This is a genomic window from Dyella acidiphila (assembly GCF_014863405.1).
GTDB classification, from domain to species: domain Bacteria; phylum Pseudomonadota; class Gammaproteobacteria; order Xanthomonadales; family Rhodanobacteraceae; genus Dyella_B; species Dyella_B acidiphila.
Map to the genome: position 1 here is coordinate 176,560 of NZ_JACZZA010000011.1, position 18,248 is coordinate 194,807.

At 65.1% G+C, this 18,248-nt stretch carries 6 protein-coding genes; all 6 read left to right on the top strand.

Annotated elements, in window-relative coordinates; genetic code table 11:
• The first annotated feature begins 654 nt into the window (after window positions 1-654).
• A complete protein-coding gene (locus IGX34_RS16795) occupies window positions 655-9,129 on the top strand; it encodes a non-ribosomal peptide synthetase (RefSeq protein WP_192556876.1) in 8,475 nt (2,824 codons plus the stop codon).
• Complete coding sequence (locus IGX34_RS16800; protein WP_192556877.1) at window positions 9,116-10,456, top strand: MFS transporter; 1,341 nt, start codon at window positions 9,116-9,118, stop codon at window positions 10,454-10,456. Before IGX34_RS16795 ends, IGX34_RS16800 begins: the two co-directional genes overlap by 14 nt.
• A 508-nt stretch (window positions 10,457-10,964) precedes the next feature.
• The gene (locus IGX34_RS16805; RefSeq protein WP_192556878.1) at window positions 10,965-11,930 is read left to right on the top strand and encodes a fatty acid desaturase family protein; all 966 of its coding nucleotides are present in this window, start codon (window positions 10,965-10,967) and stop codon (window positions 11,928-11,930) included.
• 17 nt (window positions 11,931-11,947) lie between these two features.
• The gene (locus IGX34_RS16810; protein WP_192556879.1) at window positions 11,948-13,126 is read left to right on the top strand and encodes a pyridoxal phosphate-dependent aminotransferase; all 1,179 of its coding nucleotides are present in this window, start codon (window positions 11,948-11,950) and stop codon (window positions 13,124-13,126) included.
• A gap of 40 nt (window positions 13,127-13,166) precedes the next feature.
• Window positions 13,167-13,376, top strand: coding sequence for an MbtH family protein (locus tag IGX34_RS16815; protein WP_192556880.1), 210 nt, complete (start codon window positions 13,167-13,169; stop codon window positions 13,374-13,376).
• A gap of 61 nt (window positions 13,377-13,437) precedes the next feature.
• On the top strand, window positions 13,438-18,248 hold a 4,811-nt coding region (locus tag IGX34_RS16820), incomplete at its 3' end, for a non-ribosomal peptide synthetase (RefSeq protein ID WP_192556881.1).

The window sequence follows — 18,248 nt, forward strand, 5'->3', positions numbered from 1 at the left end:
CGCCCTCTCCATCCCCACGTCCGATCCGTCCGCGCGGGTACATTCGCGCAGCCATGCTCAAAGCGAAATAAAGGAAGACCCACGCTTTTGCGCCGGCAAAAGCAAGGAAACAGAAGCGCGTGAAACCGTGCTACGCGTCGCGGTAGCAGTGGAACCAGGCCGGCGCGGGCGGAAGACTAAGCTACGCGCAATGCGAGTGCAATTGATGCAAATCACATTGAGCGAAGCGGTGATTTGAAGCACCGCGTTCTTCATACCGTCTTCACGCGACCCTATGCCAGACTGAAAAAGCTTTACGTTCTCAAGGCAAGGGGCCGGTCGATCGCATGTGAGTTGTGCAGCCATGCACAGGCCGGGAGAGCGCACGCAACAAGGGAAAGTGTGTGTGCGGCCGCCGCGATTCCGGCAGTGTGTAAAACGCCGGACACACGCAGCGCTGCGGTGACAAGAAACTGAAACCATCCGAATCCGTATGGATTCGGATTGCTACGCCCGCCTGGAATTCCGTGTCGCAAGGATGAGCCGCTCGCGAATGAAGCACGTCTTTTACGCGCCTGTTTCCCGCCATAACCGCCGACAAGACCGGTGGCGGCCCGGCTTTGCCTGCGCTTCGCGACGCGGCAATTTTCTCGCCTCCTCTGCACGGAGCTGCGCATGACGCCTTTGTCATATCCGCAACAGCGACTCTGGTTCCAACATCTGTTCGAGGGGCCGAGCACCACCTACAACATCGCGACCATCTGGCGCATCGAAGGGCCGCTGCAGGTGGCCGCCTTGCGCGCCGCGATCGGCGATCTGATCGCGCGCCACGAAAGCCTGCGCACCGTGTTTTCCGGTACCGACGGCACCGGCCAGCAACAGGTGGTGGAACTTGCCGGACTGGAAACGCCGCTGCAGATCGTCGAACTGGATGAAGCTGCGCTTTCGGCGGCATTGGATCGTGCCAGCAATTATTGTTTCGATCTAAAACGCGAAATTCCCTTTCGCTGCCATCTGTTCAAGCTGCACGACCAGCTGCATGTGTTTATCGCGGTCATGCATCACATCGCCACCGACGGCTGGTCGCATGGCCCGATGGTGCGCGATCTGGCCGAAGCCTATGACGCGCGCTGCGCAGGCCAGGCGCCCGCACGCGCGCCACTGGAAGTGCAATACGGCGAATACGCGCAATGGCAGCGCAAGCAGCTGGGTGACCCGTCCGATCCGGACAGCATCATCGCGCGCCAGACTGCCTACTGGAAAAAAGCTCTGGCCGGCCTGCCCGACCAGTTGACCCTGCCCTACGATCGGCCGCGGCCCGGCAAGGCCAGCTATCGCGGCGACACGCTGATGTGCGACCTGGGCACCGGCCTGTACCCGCGTCTGCAAGAGGTGGCGCGCAAGCATCGCGTCACTCCGTTCATGCTGTTCCAGGCCGCCGTCGCCCTGCTGCTCGGCAAGCTCGGTGCAGGCAACGATATTCCGCTCGGCTCCTCGTTCGCCGGCCGCACGGACGCCGTGCTGAACGACATGATCGGCTTTTTCGTGAACATGCTGGTGCTGCGCACGGATCTGTCGGGCAATCCCAGTTTCTCCAAGCTGCTGGAACGGGTGCGGCGGATCAACCTGGATGCCTACTCGAATCACGACCTGCCTTTCGATTATCTGGTCGACGCGATCAATCCCACCCGCACGCCGGCCTACCATCCCTTGTTCCAGGTGACGGTAGCCGTGGTCGACGGCGGCGAAATACCGCTGCCGCTAGGCGGGCTGAAAACACGCAGCGTGTGGCCGGACATTCGCGTCGCCAAATTCGATCTCACTTTCAATTTCATCCAGCAGCGGCCGGACCAGGGCGTAGCCCAGAGCATGCTGCTGGAAGTGGAATTCGCCACTGATCTGTTCGGACGCGACACCATCGCGCTGCTTACCCAGCGCCTTGCACGGCTGCTGCAGCTGGTAGCCGACGATCCGGACCGTCCGATCGACCGCATCGACCTGCTCGGCGAGGATGAGCGGCGGCAGATCCTGGTGGATTGGAACGCCACCGCGCGAAGCATGCCGCACGCCACGCTGCACCAGCTGTTTTCGCAGCAGGCGGCCCGCACGCCGGACGCCGTCGCTCTGCAGGATGATCAACGCCAGCTCAGCTATGCCCAACTGGAGCAGCGCGCCAATCAACTGGCGCATCGACTGCAGGCATTGGGCGCCGGTGCCGGGCAACTGATCGGCCTGTGCATGGAATCGTCGTTCGAACGCATCGTTGCGCTGCTCGCCGTACTGAAGGCGGGCGCCGCCTATCTGCCGCTGGATGCCGATTATCCGCCGGTGCGCCTGTCGCATATGCTGGCCGATGCCGATGCGCCGCTGGTCCTTGCCAGCGCCGCGCTGGCGCCGCGGCTGCCGGCCGGCGAATGCCGCATTGCGGTGTTCGAACAGGAGGCTGCGCTGGCCGCGCAGTCGCCCATGCATGCACCCGACTGCGCGGCGCATGCGGAGCAGCTGGCCTATGTGATGTACACCTCCGGCTCCACCGGCCAGCCCAAAGGTATTGCCGTTACGCATCGCAACGTGGTGGACCTGGCGCTGGACCAGCGCCTGACCGATGCCGCGCAGCAGCGCGTGCTGATGCATTCGCCGCAGGTGTTCGACGCCTCCACCTATGAAACCTGGATGCCCTTGCTGAGCGGCCGCACCATCGTGCTGGCGCCGCCCGGCAAGACCGATGTACAGGTACTGGCCGACACGATCGAACGCCATCGCGTCACCACCGCATTCATCACTACCGCCCTGCTGCGCATCCTGCTGGAGCAGGCGCCGGCATGCCTGGCGCAGCTGCGCACGCTGCACACCGGCGGCGAAGCGGCGGCGCCTTCAGTCTTCGAGCAGTTGCTCGAACGCTGGCCGCAACTGGAAGTGGTGAACGTCTACGGCCCGACCGAAACCACCACTTTCGCCACCGGCTGCTGGCTGCGTGCGCCCTGCCGCATCGAGGCCAGCGTGCCGATCGGGCGGCCGCTCGACAATACCCAGGCCTACGTACTGGATCACGCACTGCAACCGGTACCGCCCGGCGTGCCGGGCGAGTTGTATCTGGGCGGCAACGGGCTGGCGCGCGGCTATCTGCGACGCGCTGCATTGACGGCAGAGCGTTTTATCGCCAATCCGCATGGCGCTCCAGGCAGCCGTCTCTATCGCACCGGCGATGTGGTACGCTGGCTGCCCGATGGCAAGCTCGATTACGTCGGCCGCGGCGACCAGCAGATCAAGCTGCGCGGCTTCCGCATCGAACTGGGCGAGATCGATGCCGCGGTGTCGCGCCTGCCAGGTGTTGCGCACAGTTATGTGATGGTGCGCGAGGACGAAGCCGCCCAGCGGCACCTGGTCGCTTATGTGGTAGCCGCAAGCGGCCACAGCCTGGACGAAGCAAGCTTGCGCAGCGCGCTGTCCACCCAATTGCCCGACTACATGCTGCCGGCGGCGATCGTGCTGCTGGACGCACTGCCGCTGACCGTTAACGGCAAGGTGGACCGCAAAGCCCTGCCCGCACCGGCTTTCGCCGCGGCGGCAAGCCGCGCGCCGCGTACGCCGCAGGAAGAAATCCTGGCTGGCCTGTTTGCCGAAGTCCTGGGCAGGCCGCGCGTGGGCATCGACGACAATTTCTTCGACCTCGGCGGACAGTCGCTGCTGGCGATGCGCCTGGTCAGCAGCATACGTTCGGTGTTCGGCATCGAAATGCCGATCAGCGAATTGTTCGAATTGCCGACGGTGGCGGCGCTGGTGCCACTGCTGGAATCGCGCGATGCCGCGCGCACCACCTTGCAGCCGCAGCAGCGCCCGCCGGCAATCCCGTTGTCGTTTGCGCAACAGCGGCTGTGGTTTCTGCACAAGCTAGAAGGCCACAGCGCCACCTATAACGTGCCACTGCCCATCCGCCTGGAGGGCACGCTCGATGCGCAGGCCCTGCGCCAGGCGGTGAACGACGTGGTGGCACGCCATGAAAGCCTGCGCACGCGCTTTGTCGAGCACGAAGGCCAGGCGCGGCAGCTGATCGTGCCGGCCGATGAAGCCCTGGTACCGTTCGAGCTGTCGACACTTACCGAAGCCGAGCTGCCCGACAGCCTGCGCGAAGCCTGCATGCACCGCTTCGACCTGGCACAGGAACTGCCGGTGCGCTGCAAGTTGTTCGTACTCGGCGACCAGCTGCATGTGCTGTTGCTGCTGCTGCACCATATCGCCAGCGACGGCGGCTCGATGGCCCCGCTGGCCAACGATCTAGGCGCGGCCTACACCGCCCGCAGCCGCGGCGAGCTTCCCGCGCCGGCACCGCTGCCGGTGCAATATGTCGATTACACGCTGTGGCAACGCCAATGGCTGGGGACGGCGGACGATCCGTCCAGCGCGATCGCCACGCAGATCGCCTTCTGGAAAAAGAGCCTCGCCGGCCTGCCCGAACAACTCGAACTGCCTACCGACCGGCCGCGTCCGGCGCAGGCCAGCTATCGCGGCGATACGCTGCGCTTCGGCATCGAGCCGGAAGTGCAACAGCAATTGCATGCGCTGGCGCACAAGGCGCGCTGCAGCCTGTTCATGCTGTTGCACGCCGCCGTCGCCAGCTTGCTGTACAAACTCGGCGCCGGCAGCGATATCCCGCTGGGCACACCACTGGCCGGCCGCAATGACAACGCCCTGCACGATCTGGTCGGCTGCTTCGTCAATACGCTGGTGCTGCGCACCGACCTGGCCGGCAATCCGAGCTTTATGGATTTGCTGGCGCGCGTGCGCAGTGCCGACCTGGCCGCTTATTCGCATCAGGACATGCCGTTCGATCAGCTGGTCGACGTGCTCAAGCCGGCGCGTTCCACCACCCACCATCCGCTGTTCCAGGTGATGGTGGTATTGCAGAACAATCCCGAGGAACGCCTGCTGCTGCCCGGCATTACGGTCAGCGAATACCCGCGCCAGTTCGACATCGCCAAGTTCGACCTCACCTTCCATTTCGCCGAATTGCACAAGGCCGATGGCGATAGCGGCGAACTGATCGGCTGCATCGAATTCGCCACCGATCTGTTCGATCGGCAAACCGTGCAGGGTTTTGCCGATCGGCTGTTGCGCTTGCTGGGCCAGGTAGCCGCCGACCCGGGCCGCCGGCTCGACCAGCTGGAGCTGCTCGGCGAACAGGAACGTCAACAGATCCTGCACGATTGGAACCGTACGGCGTGGCCGGTCACCGCCGAAACCATGCCGCGTCTGTTCGAACGGCAGGCGGCCGCCACGCCCGCAGCGGATGCGGTACTGCTCGGTCGCGGCGAGCTGAGTTTCGATGCGCTGAACCGGCGCGCCAACCGCATCGCGCATGCGCTGATCGAGGCCGGCATCGGCAGCGAACAGTTCGTGGCGATCGGCCTGCCGCGTGGCGCCGACATGCTGGCCACCATGCTGGGCGTGTGGAAAGCCGGCGCCGCCTATCTGCCGGTGGACCTGGAATATCCGCCCGAACGCATTGCCCTGATGCTGGCCGATGCACAACCGGCCTGTGTGATCACCGATACCGCCAATCTCGGCACTTTCGCGCACAGCACGCTGGTATGGACATTGGATGCCGCCGATGGCGTAGCGCGGTTGTCGCGCCAGGCCGAGAGCAATCCGCGCGACGAGCAACGCGTGCGGCCATTGCGCGCCACGCATCCGGCCTACGTGATCTATACCTCCGGCTCCACCGGCCGTCCCAAGGGCGTGGTGATCGAGCATGCCAGCCTGGCCAATTACTTTGCCTGGACACGCCAGGCCTACTTCAACGACGGTGGCAACGGCGCGCCGCTTACGCTTTCGCCGACCTTCGACGGCAGCGTCACCTTGCTGTTCGGTCCGCTGCTCGCCGGCCAGCCGGTGGCGATGCTGGCCTCGGGTTCGATCTTCACCGGCAATCCCGATTACACCTACGACCTGATCAAGCTCACGCCCACGCAGTTGAAGCCGCTCAATCAGGCCCTGGCCGAACAGCGCGGCGCCATGCCGGCGCGCACACTGGTGCTCGGCGGCGAAGCCGCCAACGCAAGCGACCTGGCGTTCTGGCAGGAACGCTACCCGGATGTGCGCATCGTCAACGAATTCGGCCCCACCGAAGCCACCGTCGGCTGTATTACCCATCGCGTTGCCGAAGATCTGCGTGGTGCCGGCAGCGTGCCGATCGGACGGCCACTGTGGAATACCCAGGCCTACGTACTCGATGCCGCCTTGCAGCCGGTTGCGCCGGGCGTGGCCGGCGAGCTGTATCTGGCCGGCGCATGCCTGGCGCGCGGTTATCTGCGGCGCCCGGCGCCCAGCGCGGAACGCTTCGTAGCCAACCCGCATGGCGCACCGGGCAGTCGCATGTATCGCACCGGCGACCGTGCACGCTGGCTGCGCGACGGTCGCCTGGATTATCTGGGCCGCAACGATACGCAGGTAAAAATCCGCGGCCACCGCATCGAGCCCGGCGAAATCGAGGCGGCGCTGTTGCGTCAGCCGGGCGTGGCCCAGGCGGCAGTCATCGCACGTGCGGATCTGCGCGGTCAGAAGCAATTGCTCGGCTATGTGGTTGCGCGCGCGGACGCCAACCTGGATGTACAAGCGTTGCGCCGCGCAGTAGCCGGCGAACTGCCCGCCTTCATGCTGCCGGCATCGATCATGCTGCTGCAGCAACTGCCGCTGACTCCCAACGGCAAGCTCGATCACACCGCGCTGCCCTCGCCCAGCCAGGGACTGGTCGGCCAGCGCGTACCGCGTACGCCGCAGGAACTGATCGTGGCGGCGCTGTTCCGGCAGGTGCTCGGCCTGGAACAGATCGATATCGATGCGAGCTTCTTCGACCTGGGCGGCGACAGCATCCGCTCGATCGAGCTGATCAACCACATGCGCAAGGCCGGCCTGCGCATCACGCCGCGCGATATTTTCGGCCATCCCTCGGTCGCTGCGCTGGCCGCGGTCGCCCTGCCGCTGCAGGCAGCGGCAGCCCGAGCGGCGGTGGCGACGCGCTTTGTGCCAACGCCGATCATGCAATGGTTCTTCGAGCGCGGCGCTACCAACCGCTATCTGCAATCCACGGTATTGCGCACCCCGGCCGGCGCATCGGCGCCGCATCTGCTGCAGGCCTTGCAGGCAGTGCTCGATCATCACGACACGCTGCGCATGCGGCTGGGCGACGATCATGCGCTGGAATTGCTGCCGCCCGGTGTGATCCAGGCCGAGCGTTGTTGGACCCAGGTCGCCCAGCCGGAACATTGGATGGATGCCGCCGAAGCCGCCGCCGATGCACTCGATGCCGCCAACGGCAAACTGCTGCATGCGGTGTGGCAGGACGGCGGCGCCGAACAGGGGCGCTTGCTGCTGGTGATCCACCACCTGGCCGTAGATGCGGTGTCGTGGCGCATCCTGGTGCCCGATCTGCAGGCCGCCTACGAGGCGGCGACCCAAAACAGCGCGCCGGCACTGATGCCGGTGGGCACTTCGTTTGCGCAATGGTCAGCGGCGCTGCTGGCAGCCGGCGCATCGGCGCGCCTGCACGAGGAGTTGCCGCTGTGGCTGTCGATCCAGCGCACGCCCGATCCGGTGCTCGGACAACGCCCGCTGACGGCATCGCTGGATTGTTTCGGCAATGAACAGTCGCTGCAGCTGACGGTACCGGCATCCCTCGCCGCACCGTTGCTGGAGCGCATCGCACCACAATGGCGAGTAACACCGCACGAGCTGTTGCTGGCCGCGCTGGCACTGGCCCTGAGCCGCTGGCGTGCCGCATACGGCTACGGCGACGGCACGGCTGTGCGCATCGACGTGGAAGGCCATGGCCGCGAAGAGATCGGCGATCAAGTCGATCTCGCCCGCACGCTCGGCTGGTTCACCAGTCTGTATCCGGTGCAACTCGATGCTGGCGTATCCGGCGCAGCTGAAGCCACGCGGCAGCAGCTGCCGCTTTCGCGCCTTGTCCAGCAGCTTGCCGCGCAGTGCCGGCGCCTGCCCAACAACGGTATCGGCTACGGCATCCTGCGCTATCTCAGCGACGAGGGCCGTGCCAACCTCGCTGCGTACGCACCTTCGCAAGTGGCGTTCAATTATCTCGGCCGCTACCGCGCCGGCGATGGCGACTGGCAGACGGCAGCGCTGGAGCGCACCCTGCAAGTGGACAAGGCACGCGCGCTGTCGCATGCCATTTCGCTCAACGTAGCCGCGATCGACGACAGCACCGGCACGCAACTGCAGGCAAGCTGGTCATGGGCGGCGGATGTCTTTGCCCCCGTCGACATGCAAGCGCTGGCACAGGCCTGGCTGGACGAACTGACTCAGTTCGCGCAGGCGCAAGCGGAACCGAGCGCCTCCGCCGACATCGAGCTGACGGCGCCGCAACCGCGGATCTACGACGACCACGCCGCGGACCGGCTCGCCGACGACTTGTTCCCGGTGCTGCTGCCGATTCAGCGCGGCAATGGCCTGGCGCCCTTGTTCTGCGTACCGCCGTTGACCGGCGTAGGCATTTCGTACGGACGCCTGCGCGAAGTGCTGCCCGCCGACCAGCCGATCTATGCCTTCAACGCACCCAGCCTGAGCCGCAGCGATCGTCCACCGCAAACACTGGATGCACTGGTGGAGGAATACCTGCGGGAAATGGGCGAACTCTATCCGGATGGACCCTACAACCTGCTGGGCTGGTCGTTCGGCGGCTATGTTGCGCATCGTATGACGCAGTTGCTGGAAGAACGCGGCAAGACCGTTGCCAACCTGATCCTGCTGGATGCCACGCCGATCGGCGCGGAACATTTCTACGGCACCGGCCCGCGCACCGACGCGGAAATCGCCAATTACATCGATCATCTGTTCGCCGGCGTTTCGCACCACGTGCCCAAGTCGCGGCTGTTCACTACCTGCCGCTTGAACAGCGCGTTCCTCAGCGCGTTCCAGCGTCAGCCGGTGCGCACCAGCATGACCGTGGTGGAAGCGGAGCGCGATGCGGTGCCGCTGGAGTCGCCGCTGCATATGGCGAACTGGTGGGGCGTGGACGGCACGCCGCACCATCGCTATCTGAAAGTGCCGCACGGTCATCACGAACTGATGGAACACAGTGCGATCGAGCGTATCGGCCGCGCCATTGCAGGTAGCCTGTATGCCGCCGATTGATGCCACCCCGCCGCCGGCCGAGCCGGCTTCCGCCATACGTGCATTCCGCCGCTTTCTATGCGGCAACGCCATGGTGCTGGTGGCGATGATGGTCGGCCAGGTCGCCGTGCCCTGGTGGATCACGCTGAAGAACGGGCGGCACGACCTCGCCTTGTACGCCACGCTGTGCGCGGTGGCGGTATGCCTGACCATGCCGCTGATGTCGATGCTGGGCGACCGGCATAGCAAGCGCCTGCTGATCCGCATCGGCCTGTGCGTCTATCTGCTTGGCGCCATCGGCACGGCCTGCCTGGCCAGCTTCGGCTATTACGACATCCGCCTGCTGCTCGCCGTGGAAATCGTGGCGCTGTCGGGCTTGTCGATGGTGATTCCCCTGATGAGCGTAATGGCATCGGACCTGCTGCCGCAGGCGGCGCTGCCGCAGGCGATGCAGCAGCAGAAATTCTGGCAATCGGCCGGCCAGCTCGGCGGCCCGATGCTCGGCGGCCTGGCGCTGAGCTTCGCCGGCGTGAGCTTCGCGCTGTGGCTGCAGATTGTGCTGATCCTGGCGGTGCTGGCAGTGACCGAGAGTTTGCCGGCCAGTCCGCCAGCGACGACTCACCCGCGCGGCGGCTGGTGGCAGGAACTGAGTGCCGGCGTGCGCGCCAAATGGCGCATCGGACTGGAGCGCAACTGGACCATCATCACCTTCGTGGTCGGCCTGGCATTGATACCGTGCATCGGCATGCTGCTGCCGTTGAAAGTGCATGCCATGGGATTGTCCGGACAGTGGCTCGGCATCTGCGAAGCATCGGTCTCGCTGGGCATGCTGCTCGGCGCCGCCGTCGGCAGCAATGCGCGCATCGTGGAACGGCTCGGGCGTTTCCGCTTGCGCGTGGCGGCGATTACCTTGCTCGGTCCCGCGCTGGTGCTGGTCGGCCAGACCCATGCGCCGCTGACCATGGCGGCATCGCTGCTGCTGGTCGGCTTCATGAATTCGATCGTGGTGATGATGGGCTATTCGCGCCGCATCCTTGCCTCACCCAAGCGTTTCCGCACGCGCATGATGGCGGTGAACGTGGTGGTGACCCAGCTGTCGGCCATTGTGGGCCCGGCGCTGGCCGGGCTATGGCTGATGCATTGGCCGATCTCTTTCGTATACCTCATTTTCGGCATCACGCTCTTGCTCGGCAGCGCGGGCTACTGGGTCACCCCCAACTTCCGCACCTTTCTCGAACTCGACGACAAGGATGTGGAAGGCTGGTACAGCACGCACTATCCGCACGCATTCGATGCCAAGGAAATATCCGCGATCGCGCCCGAAACGACGCCGGCAAGCGATGCGTGATTATTAGTTTAATTGCCAGACAATTTGCATCGTTCCAATTCATATGCGTACGGAATAAAACAATCCATTGGCTTGTATAAGCGAAGTGAATATGCGCGATCTGTGCGCACGCACGTGAATATTCAATGATTGCGCGCGCTTATTTGCACACCTCTACATCGGCTTCACGGTTCGCTCTGTCAAACTTTATAAGGGGCAAACAGGGGCCCGTGCGTTAGCAAGAGCAAGTCAAGAACGTCGTGTGGGTCACCGCATCGATACTGAAGCGATGCGTCGTGACATATCTCCTGGCCGTGCTGCAAGCGGCCGGAAAATCTGCGTAAACCGATTCACTGCGCGCAATGCGGCGAGGCGCGGTGCTGCCTGAACATGCCTGGTTTTGAAGGCAATTCATCAATCGGAAAACGGCCGGTAAAGGTTCCGAAATGAAAAGCAAAAGTGCTTTTCATTTGTTCGCATAGTGTTGCGTTTTTCTTACCTTCAATCGATTTTTTCAGGTGTGACGATAATGGAGCGTAACCTGATTAAACACGCGTTCGACCGCAGTATTCTCGCCGAGGCCGAGGCACTGTGCGAACTCGACAATTGGCACGCATTAATGGCCGTAGCCTGCGATCTTGGCGTGGTCGCGCTTTCCGTATTCATAACGCTGCGCTTTGGCTGGGCTTGCTATCCGCTGGCATTGCTGCTGATCGGTTCGCGTCAGCGCGCACTGGCGACGATCGTGCACGAGGCCTCGCACGGCACCCTGGCGCGCAATAAGCGGCTGGAGCGCATACTCGCCACCTGGTTCAGCGGCTACCTGATTTTTTCCACGCTCAATGCCTACCGGCGTTCGCATGTCGTGGGCCACCACGGCCGCTTCGGCGACCCGCACGGCGACGCGGATTATCGCTACATGCTCGACAAGGGCGTGTACGCGATCAAGGACCGCAAGACCCACGCCTGGGAGTTCCTGCTCAAGCCCTGCCTGCTCGGCCACGTGCCGAGTTATCTGGGCTATCTGGTGAAAGAACGCGCCTTCGGCAAAAACAAGAGCCGCGCCGAGCGCAGGGAAAACCTTACCCTTTGCGCCTATTGGCTGGCCATCGCGGCGGTCGCTGCGTATTACGGGCAGCTGGCGAATCTGCTGCTGTTCTGGATCGTCCCTTTCCTCACCTCGTTCCAGGTGATCGGCTGGTTTATCGAACTGGCCGAACACGCACCGCTGATGCAGAACGGGCGCGACATCCATATGACGCGCAACCGCAACAGCCACTGGCTGGAAGGGCTGCTGACCGGCATGCACAGCGAGAACTATCACCTGGCCCATCACCTGCGCCCGCGCGTGCCGTTCTGGCGCATGCGCGAGCTGCACCGCGTACTGCTGCGCGACGACGCCTACCGGCAATGGGACAACGAGTGCGGCGGCATTTTCTTTTCCCGCAATGGCGCGCCTTCGGTGGTGCCGCTGTTGCTGCAACGCGCCGAATAAGCGCTGCGCTCCGATCCATGAACCATGCAACCCAGGCGGACGATCCGATGACCACCCAAGCCGAGCAACTCAACACCAACATCATGGATACCTGGCTGGTCGAAAACGACCACAAGGTACGCATCAATCTCGGCGAGAGCAGCGTGCAGGACATCCGCCTGCGCGACGTGCTGCCCGATATCGGCAGCGAGCACTGGATCCACGCCCTGTCGCTGGGCAACAACAGCACCTGGGGTTCGCCGCGCCTGCGTGCGGCTGTCGCCGCCAGCTATCACTCGCTGGCGGCCGACCGCGTGCTGGTCACCGCCGGGGTATCCGAAGCGGTGGTGACCGTCAGCCTGGCGCACCAGCAAGCGGGCGCCAACCTGGTCATCCCGGTGCCGGCCTTTCACGCGCTGTACGACGTGCCCGAGGCGCTGGGCTATGAAATCCGCAAAATCGCCTTGCGCCCCGAGCAAGGCTTCCAGCTGCCGGTCGACGAGGTGATCGGTGCGATCGATGCGCATACCCGCATCGTGCTGCTCAATACCCCGCACAATCCCACCGGCACGGTGTATGCGCCGGAGGACATCCTGCGCATCGCGGATGCCGCCGAAAAAGTCGGCGCGGTGGTGGTGGTCGACGAGCACTATCGCTACCTCACCCGCGATCCCGCCCAGGACTGCATCGCCTCGGCCGCCGGCCTGCGCCGCAATATCGTGGCGTTCGGCTCGGTCGGCAAATGCTTCGGCTGCACCGGCCTGCGGGTCGGCTGGATCATTGCGGAACCGGCGCTGCTGGCCCGCTACCACCATTTCAAGCTGCTGGTCACGCACACCATTCCGCTGCTCAGCGACCAGCTCGGCGCCGAATTGCTGGAGCGGCGCCACACCATCCTGCCGGCGACCATCGCCACCATCACGCACAACCTGCAACGCCTGCGCCAGGTCGCCACGAACAGCGGCGGCGCCATCGATTTCACCGATCCGGATGGCGGCAGCACGGTGTTTGCACGGCTGCGCGACAGCACCGATTCGATGTCCTTCGCACAGGCCCTGCTCGACCGCTCGGGCGTGCTGGTGCTGCCGGGCGAAAGCTTCGATCTGCCGGGCTTTTTCCGCATCCGGCTCGGCGTGACGCCGGCGGAATTCGAGCAGGCCTGCCAGGCCCTCGAAACCGCCCTGCTCGAACATCTTCCCGCGCAAAAGCGCGCCTGAAACACCGATCCGACTCTATCCACACCAGGGAGCAACGCCCATGCACAGCAATCCATTCGAAGCCACCGACGGCGAGTTCATTGCGCTGATGAATGACGAAGGCCAGTACTCGTTGTGGCCCACCTCCATTCCGGTGCCCGCAGGCTGGGCGGCGCAGACCGCGCCGATGTCGCGCGAAAACTGCCTCGGCTACATCGAGCAGCACTGGACCGACATGCGACCGAACAGCCTGGTTGCTGCGATGAGCTGAGCCGTCCGCGCACGGCTGTTTCGCTACTGCTTGATCTTCACCCGGCCAAGGGAGCCGTCGCATGTCGATGCACCAGAAACTGTATTCGGTCACGTTGTCTTCCGGCGATGAACATATCGAATACTGGCGCCGCCAATTGCGCATGCTGCCGGACGTTACCGCACTACCGCTGGATCGGCCGCGCGGCACCGCCGCCGGCACCCGGCGCGACACGGTGCCGCTGCGGATCGAACCTTCCCTGCTGCGCGGACTGAAGCAACTGGCCAGCGAACACGGCTGCGAGTTGCAGCTGGCCTTGCATGCCGCACTGGCCATGCTGCTGAGCCGGCTGGGCGCGGGCGAACAGTTCGCCGTCGGCCTGCGCATGCCCGGCGAGCACGAGCCGCTGTTGCTGTGCTGCGAACTGGCGGGCGACCCTGCTTTCGGCAACCTGTTGCAGCGGAGCAAGGCCGCACTTGGCGAGGCGCAGCTGCACCGCGTCGCGTTCCAGTCGCTGGTGGCTGCGATCCATCCGATGCACGCCGCGGCGCATCGTCCGTTCGCACAGGTGCTGCTGGCGCTGGCGGAAAAAGCCGACGCGGCCAACACGACCGATGTCGACGGCGTCCCGCACGACCTGATCTGGCATCTGGCCCCGACCTCGGGCGAAGTGCCGCCCGGCCTGATCGGCTCGATCGAGTTTGCCGCGGAGCTGTTCGATCGCGGCAGCATCGAAGCGCTGGCCGCGCGTTATCTGCGTCTGCTGCAGGCGGTGGTGCAGGATCCGTCGCTGCCCCTGCATCGCATCGAGATCCTGCAGCCGGCCGAACGGCACTGCTTGCTCGAAACCTGGAACGACACCGCGCATGCGATGGCCGACACCAGCTTGCCCGCGCTGTTCGAAGCGCAGGCAGCACAAGTGCCGCAGTTGCCAGCGGTCAGCCTTGCCGACGATGCACTCAGCTACGCGCAGTTGAACGCCAGCGCCAATCAATTCGCCCGCGAACTCGTGCAGCGCGGGATCGGTCCGGAACAATTGGTTGCCGTGGCACTGCCGCGCTCGCTCGATGCGCTGGTGGCGATGCTGGGCGTACTGAAGGCCGGCGCCGGCTATCTGCCGCTGGACCTGGACTATCCGCCGGAACGCCTGGCCTACATGCTGGCCGATGCCGCGCCGGCCTGCATCGTCACGCACGCTGCCGCCACCCGCGCATTGCCGCCCGGCTACGCGTTGCTGCTGCTCGACGAAGCGGCACAGCAAGGCGCACTGGCCGCGCAGGCGTCGCATAACCTGGTCGACGCCGAACGCCGCAGTCCGCTGCATGGCGATCAGTTGGCCTTTGTGATCTACACCTCCGGTTCTACCGGCAAACCCAAGGGCGTGGCGCTGGCGACGCGCAGCATCGTTTCCTATGCCTGTTGGGCGCGCGACTACTACCGCATTGCCGAAGGCGCGGCCTGCCCGGTCGCCACCTCGCTGTCGTTCGACGGCTTTATTCTCAGCATCGTGGTGCCGCTGCTGTCGCGCGCCACCGTGCAGTTCACCAGCGACACTGGCGCGGTCGATACGCTGATCGCGCATGCGCGCACCGGCCAGCGCTGCGGCTTCGTCAACAGCACGCCCAGCCATCTCAATCACGTGATCTCGCGCATTCCCGCCGAGCGGCTGCGCTTTCTCAGCGACATCGTGGCGGTGGGCGGCGAACCGCTCAGCCAGGGCACGGTAGCGATGCTGCGCGAGGCGCAGGCCGACCTGCGCCTGGTCAACGACTACGGTCCGACCGAGGCGACCGTATCCAGCACGGTCTACGACGTATTCGCCGAACCGGCCGACAGCAACGGCTATGTGCCGATCGGGCGGCCGGTATGGAACACGGCGATCTATATCCTCGACCAGCACCTGCAGCCGCTGCCGCCGGGCGTGCCCGGCGAGCTGTATATCGCCGGCGCCGGCCTTGCGCGCGGCTATGTCGGCCGCAGCGCGCTGACCGCGGAACGCTTCGTCGCCTGCCCATTCGGCGCCGCCGGCGCACGCATGTACCGCACCGGCGACCTGGCCAAGTGGAATGCCGACGGCGTGCTGGAAATCGCCGGCCGCGTCGATGACCAGGTCAAGATCCGCGGCTTCCGCATCGAGCCCGGCGAAGTCACTGCCGCGCTTGCGCGCCTGCCCAATATCGTCGCCGCGGCAGCCGTGCCGCGCACCGACCGCGAAGGGCTCAAGCACCTGGTCGGCTATGTGGTGATCAACGAAGCCGACGTGCAGGCCGGCGAAGATCGCGACGAGATCGTCGAAAACTGGGACAAGCTCAACCAGCGCCTGTATGTGGCGCCGGTGGAAGAGCGCGAGCAAGACAAGTTCTGGGGCTGGGACAGCAGCTACAGTGGCGACCCCATTCCTACCCATGAAATGCTCGAATGGCAGGCACAGACCTGCCGCCGCGTGCTCGACCTGGCGCCGCGGCGGCTGCTGGAAATCGGCGTGGGCGACGGCCTGATCCTGCAGGAAACGGCGCATGCCTGCGAGGAATACTGGGGCACGGATCTGTCCGCCGACGTGATCAAGCATTGCCGGCACCTGCTGCAGAAGCGTCCGGACCTCGCCGGCAAAGTGAATCTGCGCGTGCAGCAGGCGACCTGCACCGACGGCCTGCCGGAGCAGTACTTCGACACCATCGTGATGAATTCGGTGTCGATGTATTTCCCGGGCGAGTCCTACTTCGACGAAGTCATCGCCGCCGCCTGCCGCTTGCTCGCGCCGGGCGGCCGCTTCTTCATCGGCGACGTGCGCAATCTGGCCACGCACCGCTATTTCAGTTCGACCATGGAAATCACCCGCGCGGCGGACGACACGCCCGGCAGCGAGCTGCCAGGCCGCATCACCAAGAATCTGTTTTTCGAAGAAGAACTGCTGATCGATCCGCGCTATTTCGCGCAACTGCCGGCGCGCTTTGCGCAGATCGCCGGGATCGATCTGCAGCTCAAGCGCGGCCACGCCTCCAACGAACTGACCCGGCACCGCTATGACGTAGTGCTGCATATGGCCGGCACCGGCCTGAGCTCGTTCAAGGCGATTCCGACGCTGGCCTGGAATGAGCAGCTGGACAGCCTGGATGCCTTGCGCGCGCAGCTCGATACGCTGGCGCTGCCGGCACTGCGTATCCAGCGCATTCCCTACCCGCGGCTGGCTGGCGAAATCACTGCGCACAGCGTGATCGAGGGCGGCGGCCATACGCGCGCGGCCAAGGAATCGCTGGAGTTCGTCGCGCACAGCGGCTATCCGCAAGTGTTTACCGATACCGATGCGCTGCCCGGCTACTGCTTCTGGAGCACATTGTCTGCGCAGCCGGGCGACGGCTGCTACGACCTGGTGGTGGCGCGCGCCGAGGACGGCAGCGCCATTCAGCCGACCGATCTGTTCGTGCCGGCCGAAGCCGCGCCCAGCCATACCAACCGCCTGCGCTCGCGCCGGCTGGTGGCCAAGGTCAGCGAAGCGATCCGCCATGCGCTGGTCGGCCAGTTGCCCGACTACATGATCCCCAGCGCGATCGTGGCGCTGGACCGCCTGCCGCTGACGCATAACGGCAAGCTGGATCAACGCGCGCTGCCGGCGCCGGAATTCGTTTCCACCAGCCAGCGCGCACCGCGCAATGCGCAGGAAGAAATCCTGGCCGGCCTGTTCTGCGCCGTGCTGGGCTTTCCGCGTATCGGCATCGACGACAACTTCTTCGACCTGGGCGGCCACTCGCTGCTGGCCACGCGCCTGGTGGCGCGGATCCGCGCCACCTTCCAGGTCGAACTGCCGATCCGCGCGGTGTTCCAGGCACCGACGGTCGCCACGCTGGCGACACAACTGGAAACCGGCGGCATCATCCGTCCGGCGCTGCAGGCGCAGCCGCGTCCGCAGGTGTTGCCGCTGTCGTATGCGCAGAGCCGCCTGTGGTTCCTGCATCAGCTGGAAGGACCCAGCACCACCTACAACATGCCGTTCGCGCTGCGCCTGCGCGGCACGCTCGACGACGTCGTACTGGAAGCCGCACTGGTCGACGTGGTGGCGCGGCATGAATCGCTGCGCACCGTGTTCGACGAAACCGATGGCGTGACGCGCCAGCATATTCGCGCGGATGCGGCGCTGGTGCTGCATCGCCAGGATGCCGATGCCGACAGCTGGGCCATTGCCCTGCATAACGCCGCCGCACATCGCTTCGATCTCAGCCGCGAACTGCCGATCCGCGTAACGCTGCTGCGCCTGGGCAACGACGAACACGTACTGCTGGTCAACCTGCACCATATCGCCGGCGACGGCTGGTCGATGCTGCCGCTGTGGCGCGATGTCGAGCGTGCCTATCGTGCGCGCCTGCAAGGCAACGCGCCGGAATGGGCGCCGCTGCCGGTGCAGTACGCCGACTACACCTTGTGGCAGCGCCAGTTCCTGGGCGAGGAAAGCGATCCGCATAGCGCGCTCGCGCAACAGCTGGCCTATTGGCGCACCCAGCTGGCCGAACTGCCCGAAGTGATCGCCCTGCCCACCGACCGGCCCCGGCCGCCGGTGGCCAGCTATCGCGGCGGCCAGGTGCCGCTGCGCATCTCCGCCGAACTGCATGCACGCCTGCAGGAACTGGCACGCAGCCATGGCGCCACCTTGTTCATGGTGTTGCAGGCATCGCTGGCGGTGCTGCTCTCGCGCCTGGGCGCCGGTGAGGACATCGCCATCGGCAGCCCGATTGCCGGGCGCACCGACAGTGCGCTGGACGAGCTGATCGGCTTCTTCGTCAACACCCTGGTGTTGCGCACGGATCTGTCCGGCACGCCGGACTTCAGTACGGTGCTGGAACGTGTACGCGAAACCGCGCTGGCCGCCTATGCGCATCAGGACGTGCCGTTCGAACGGCT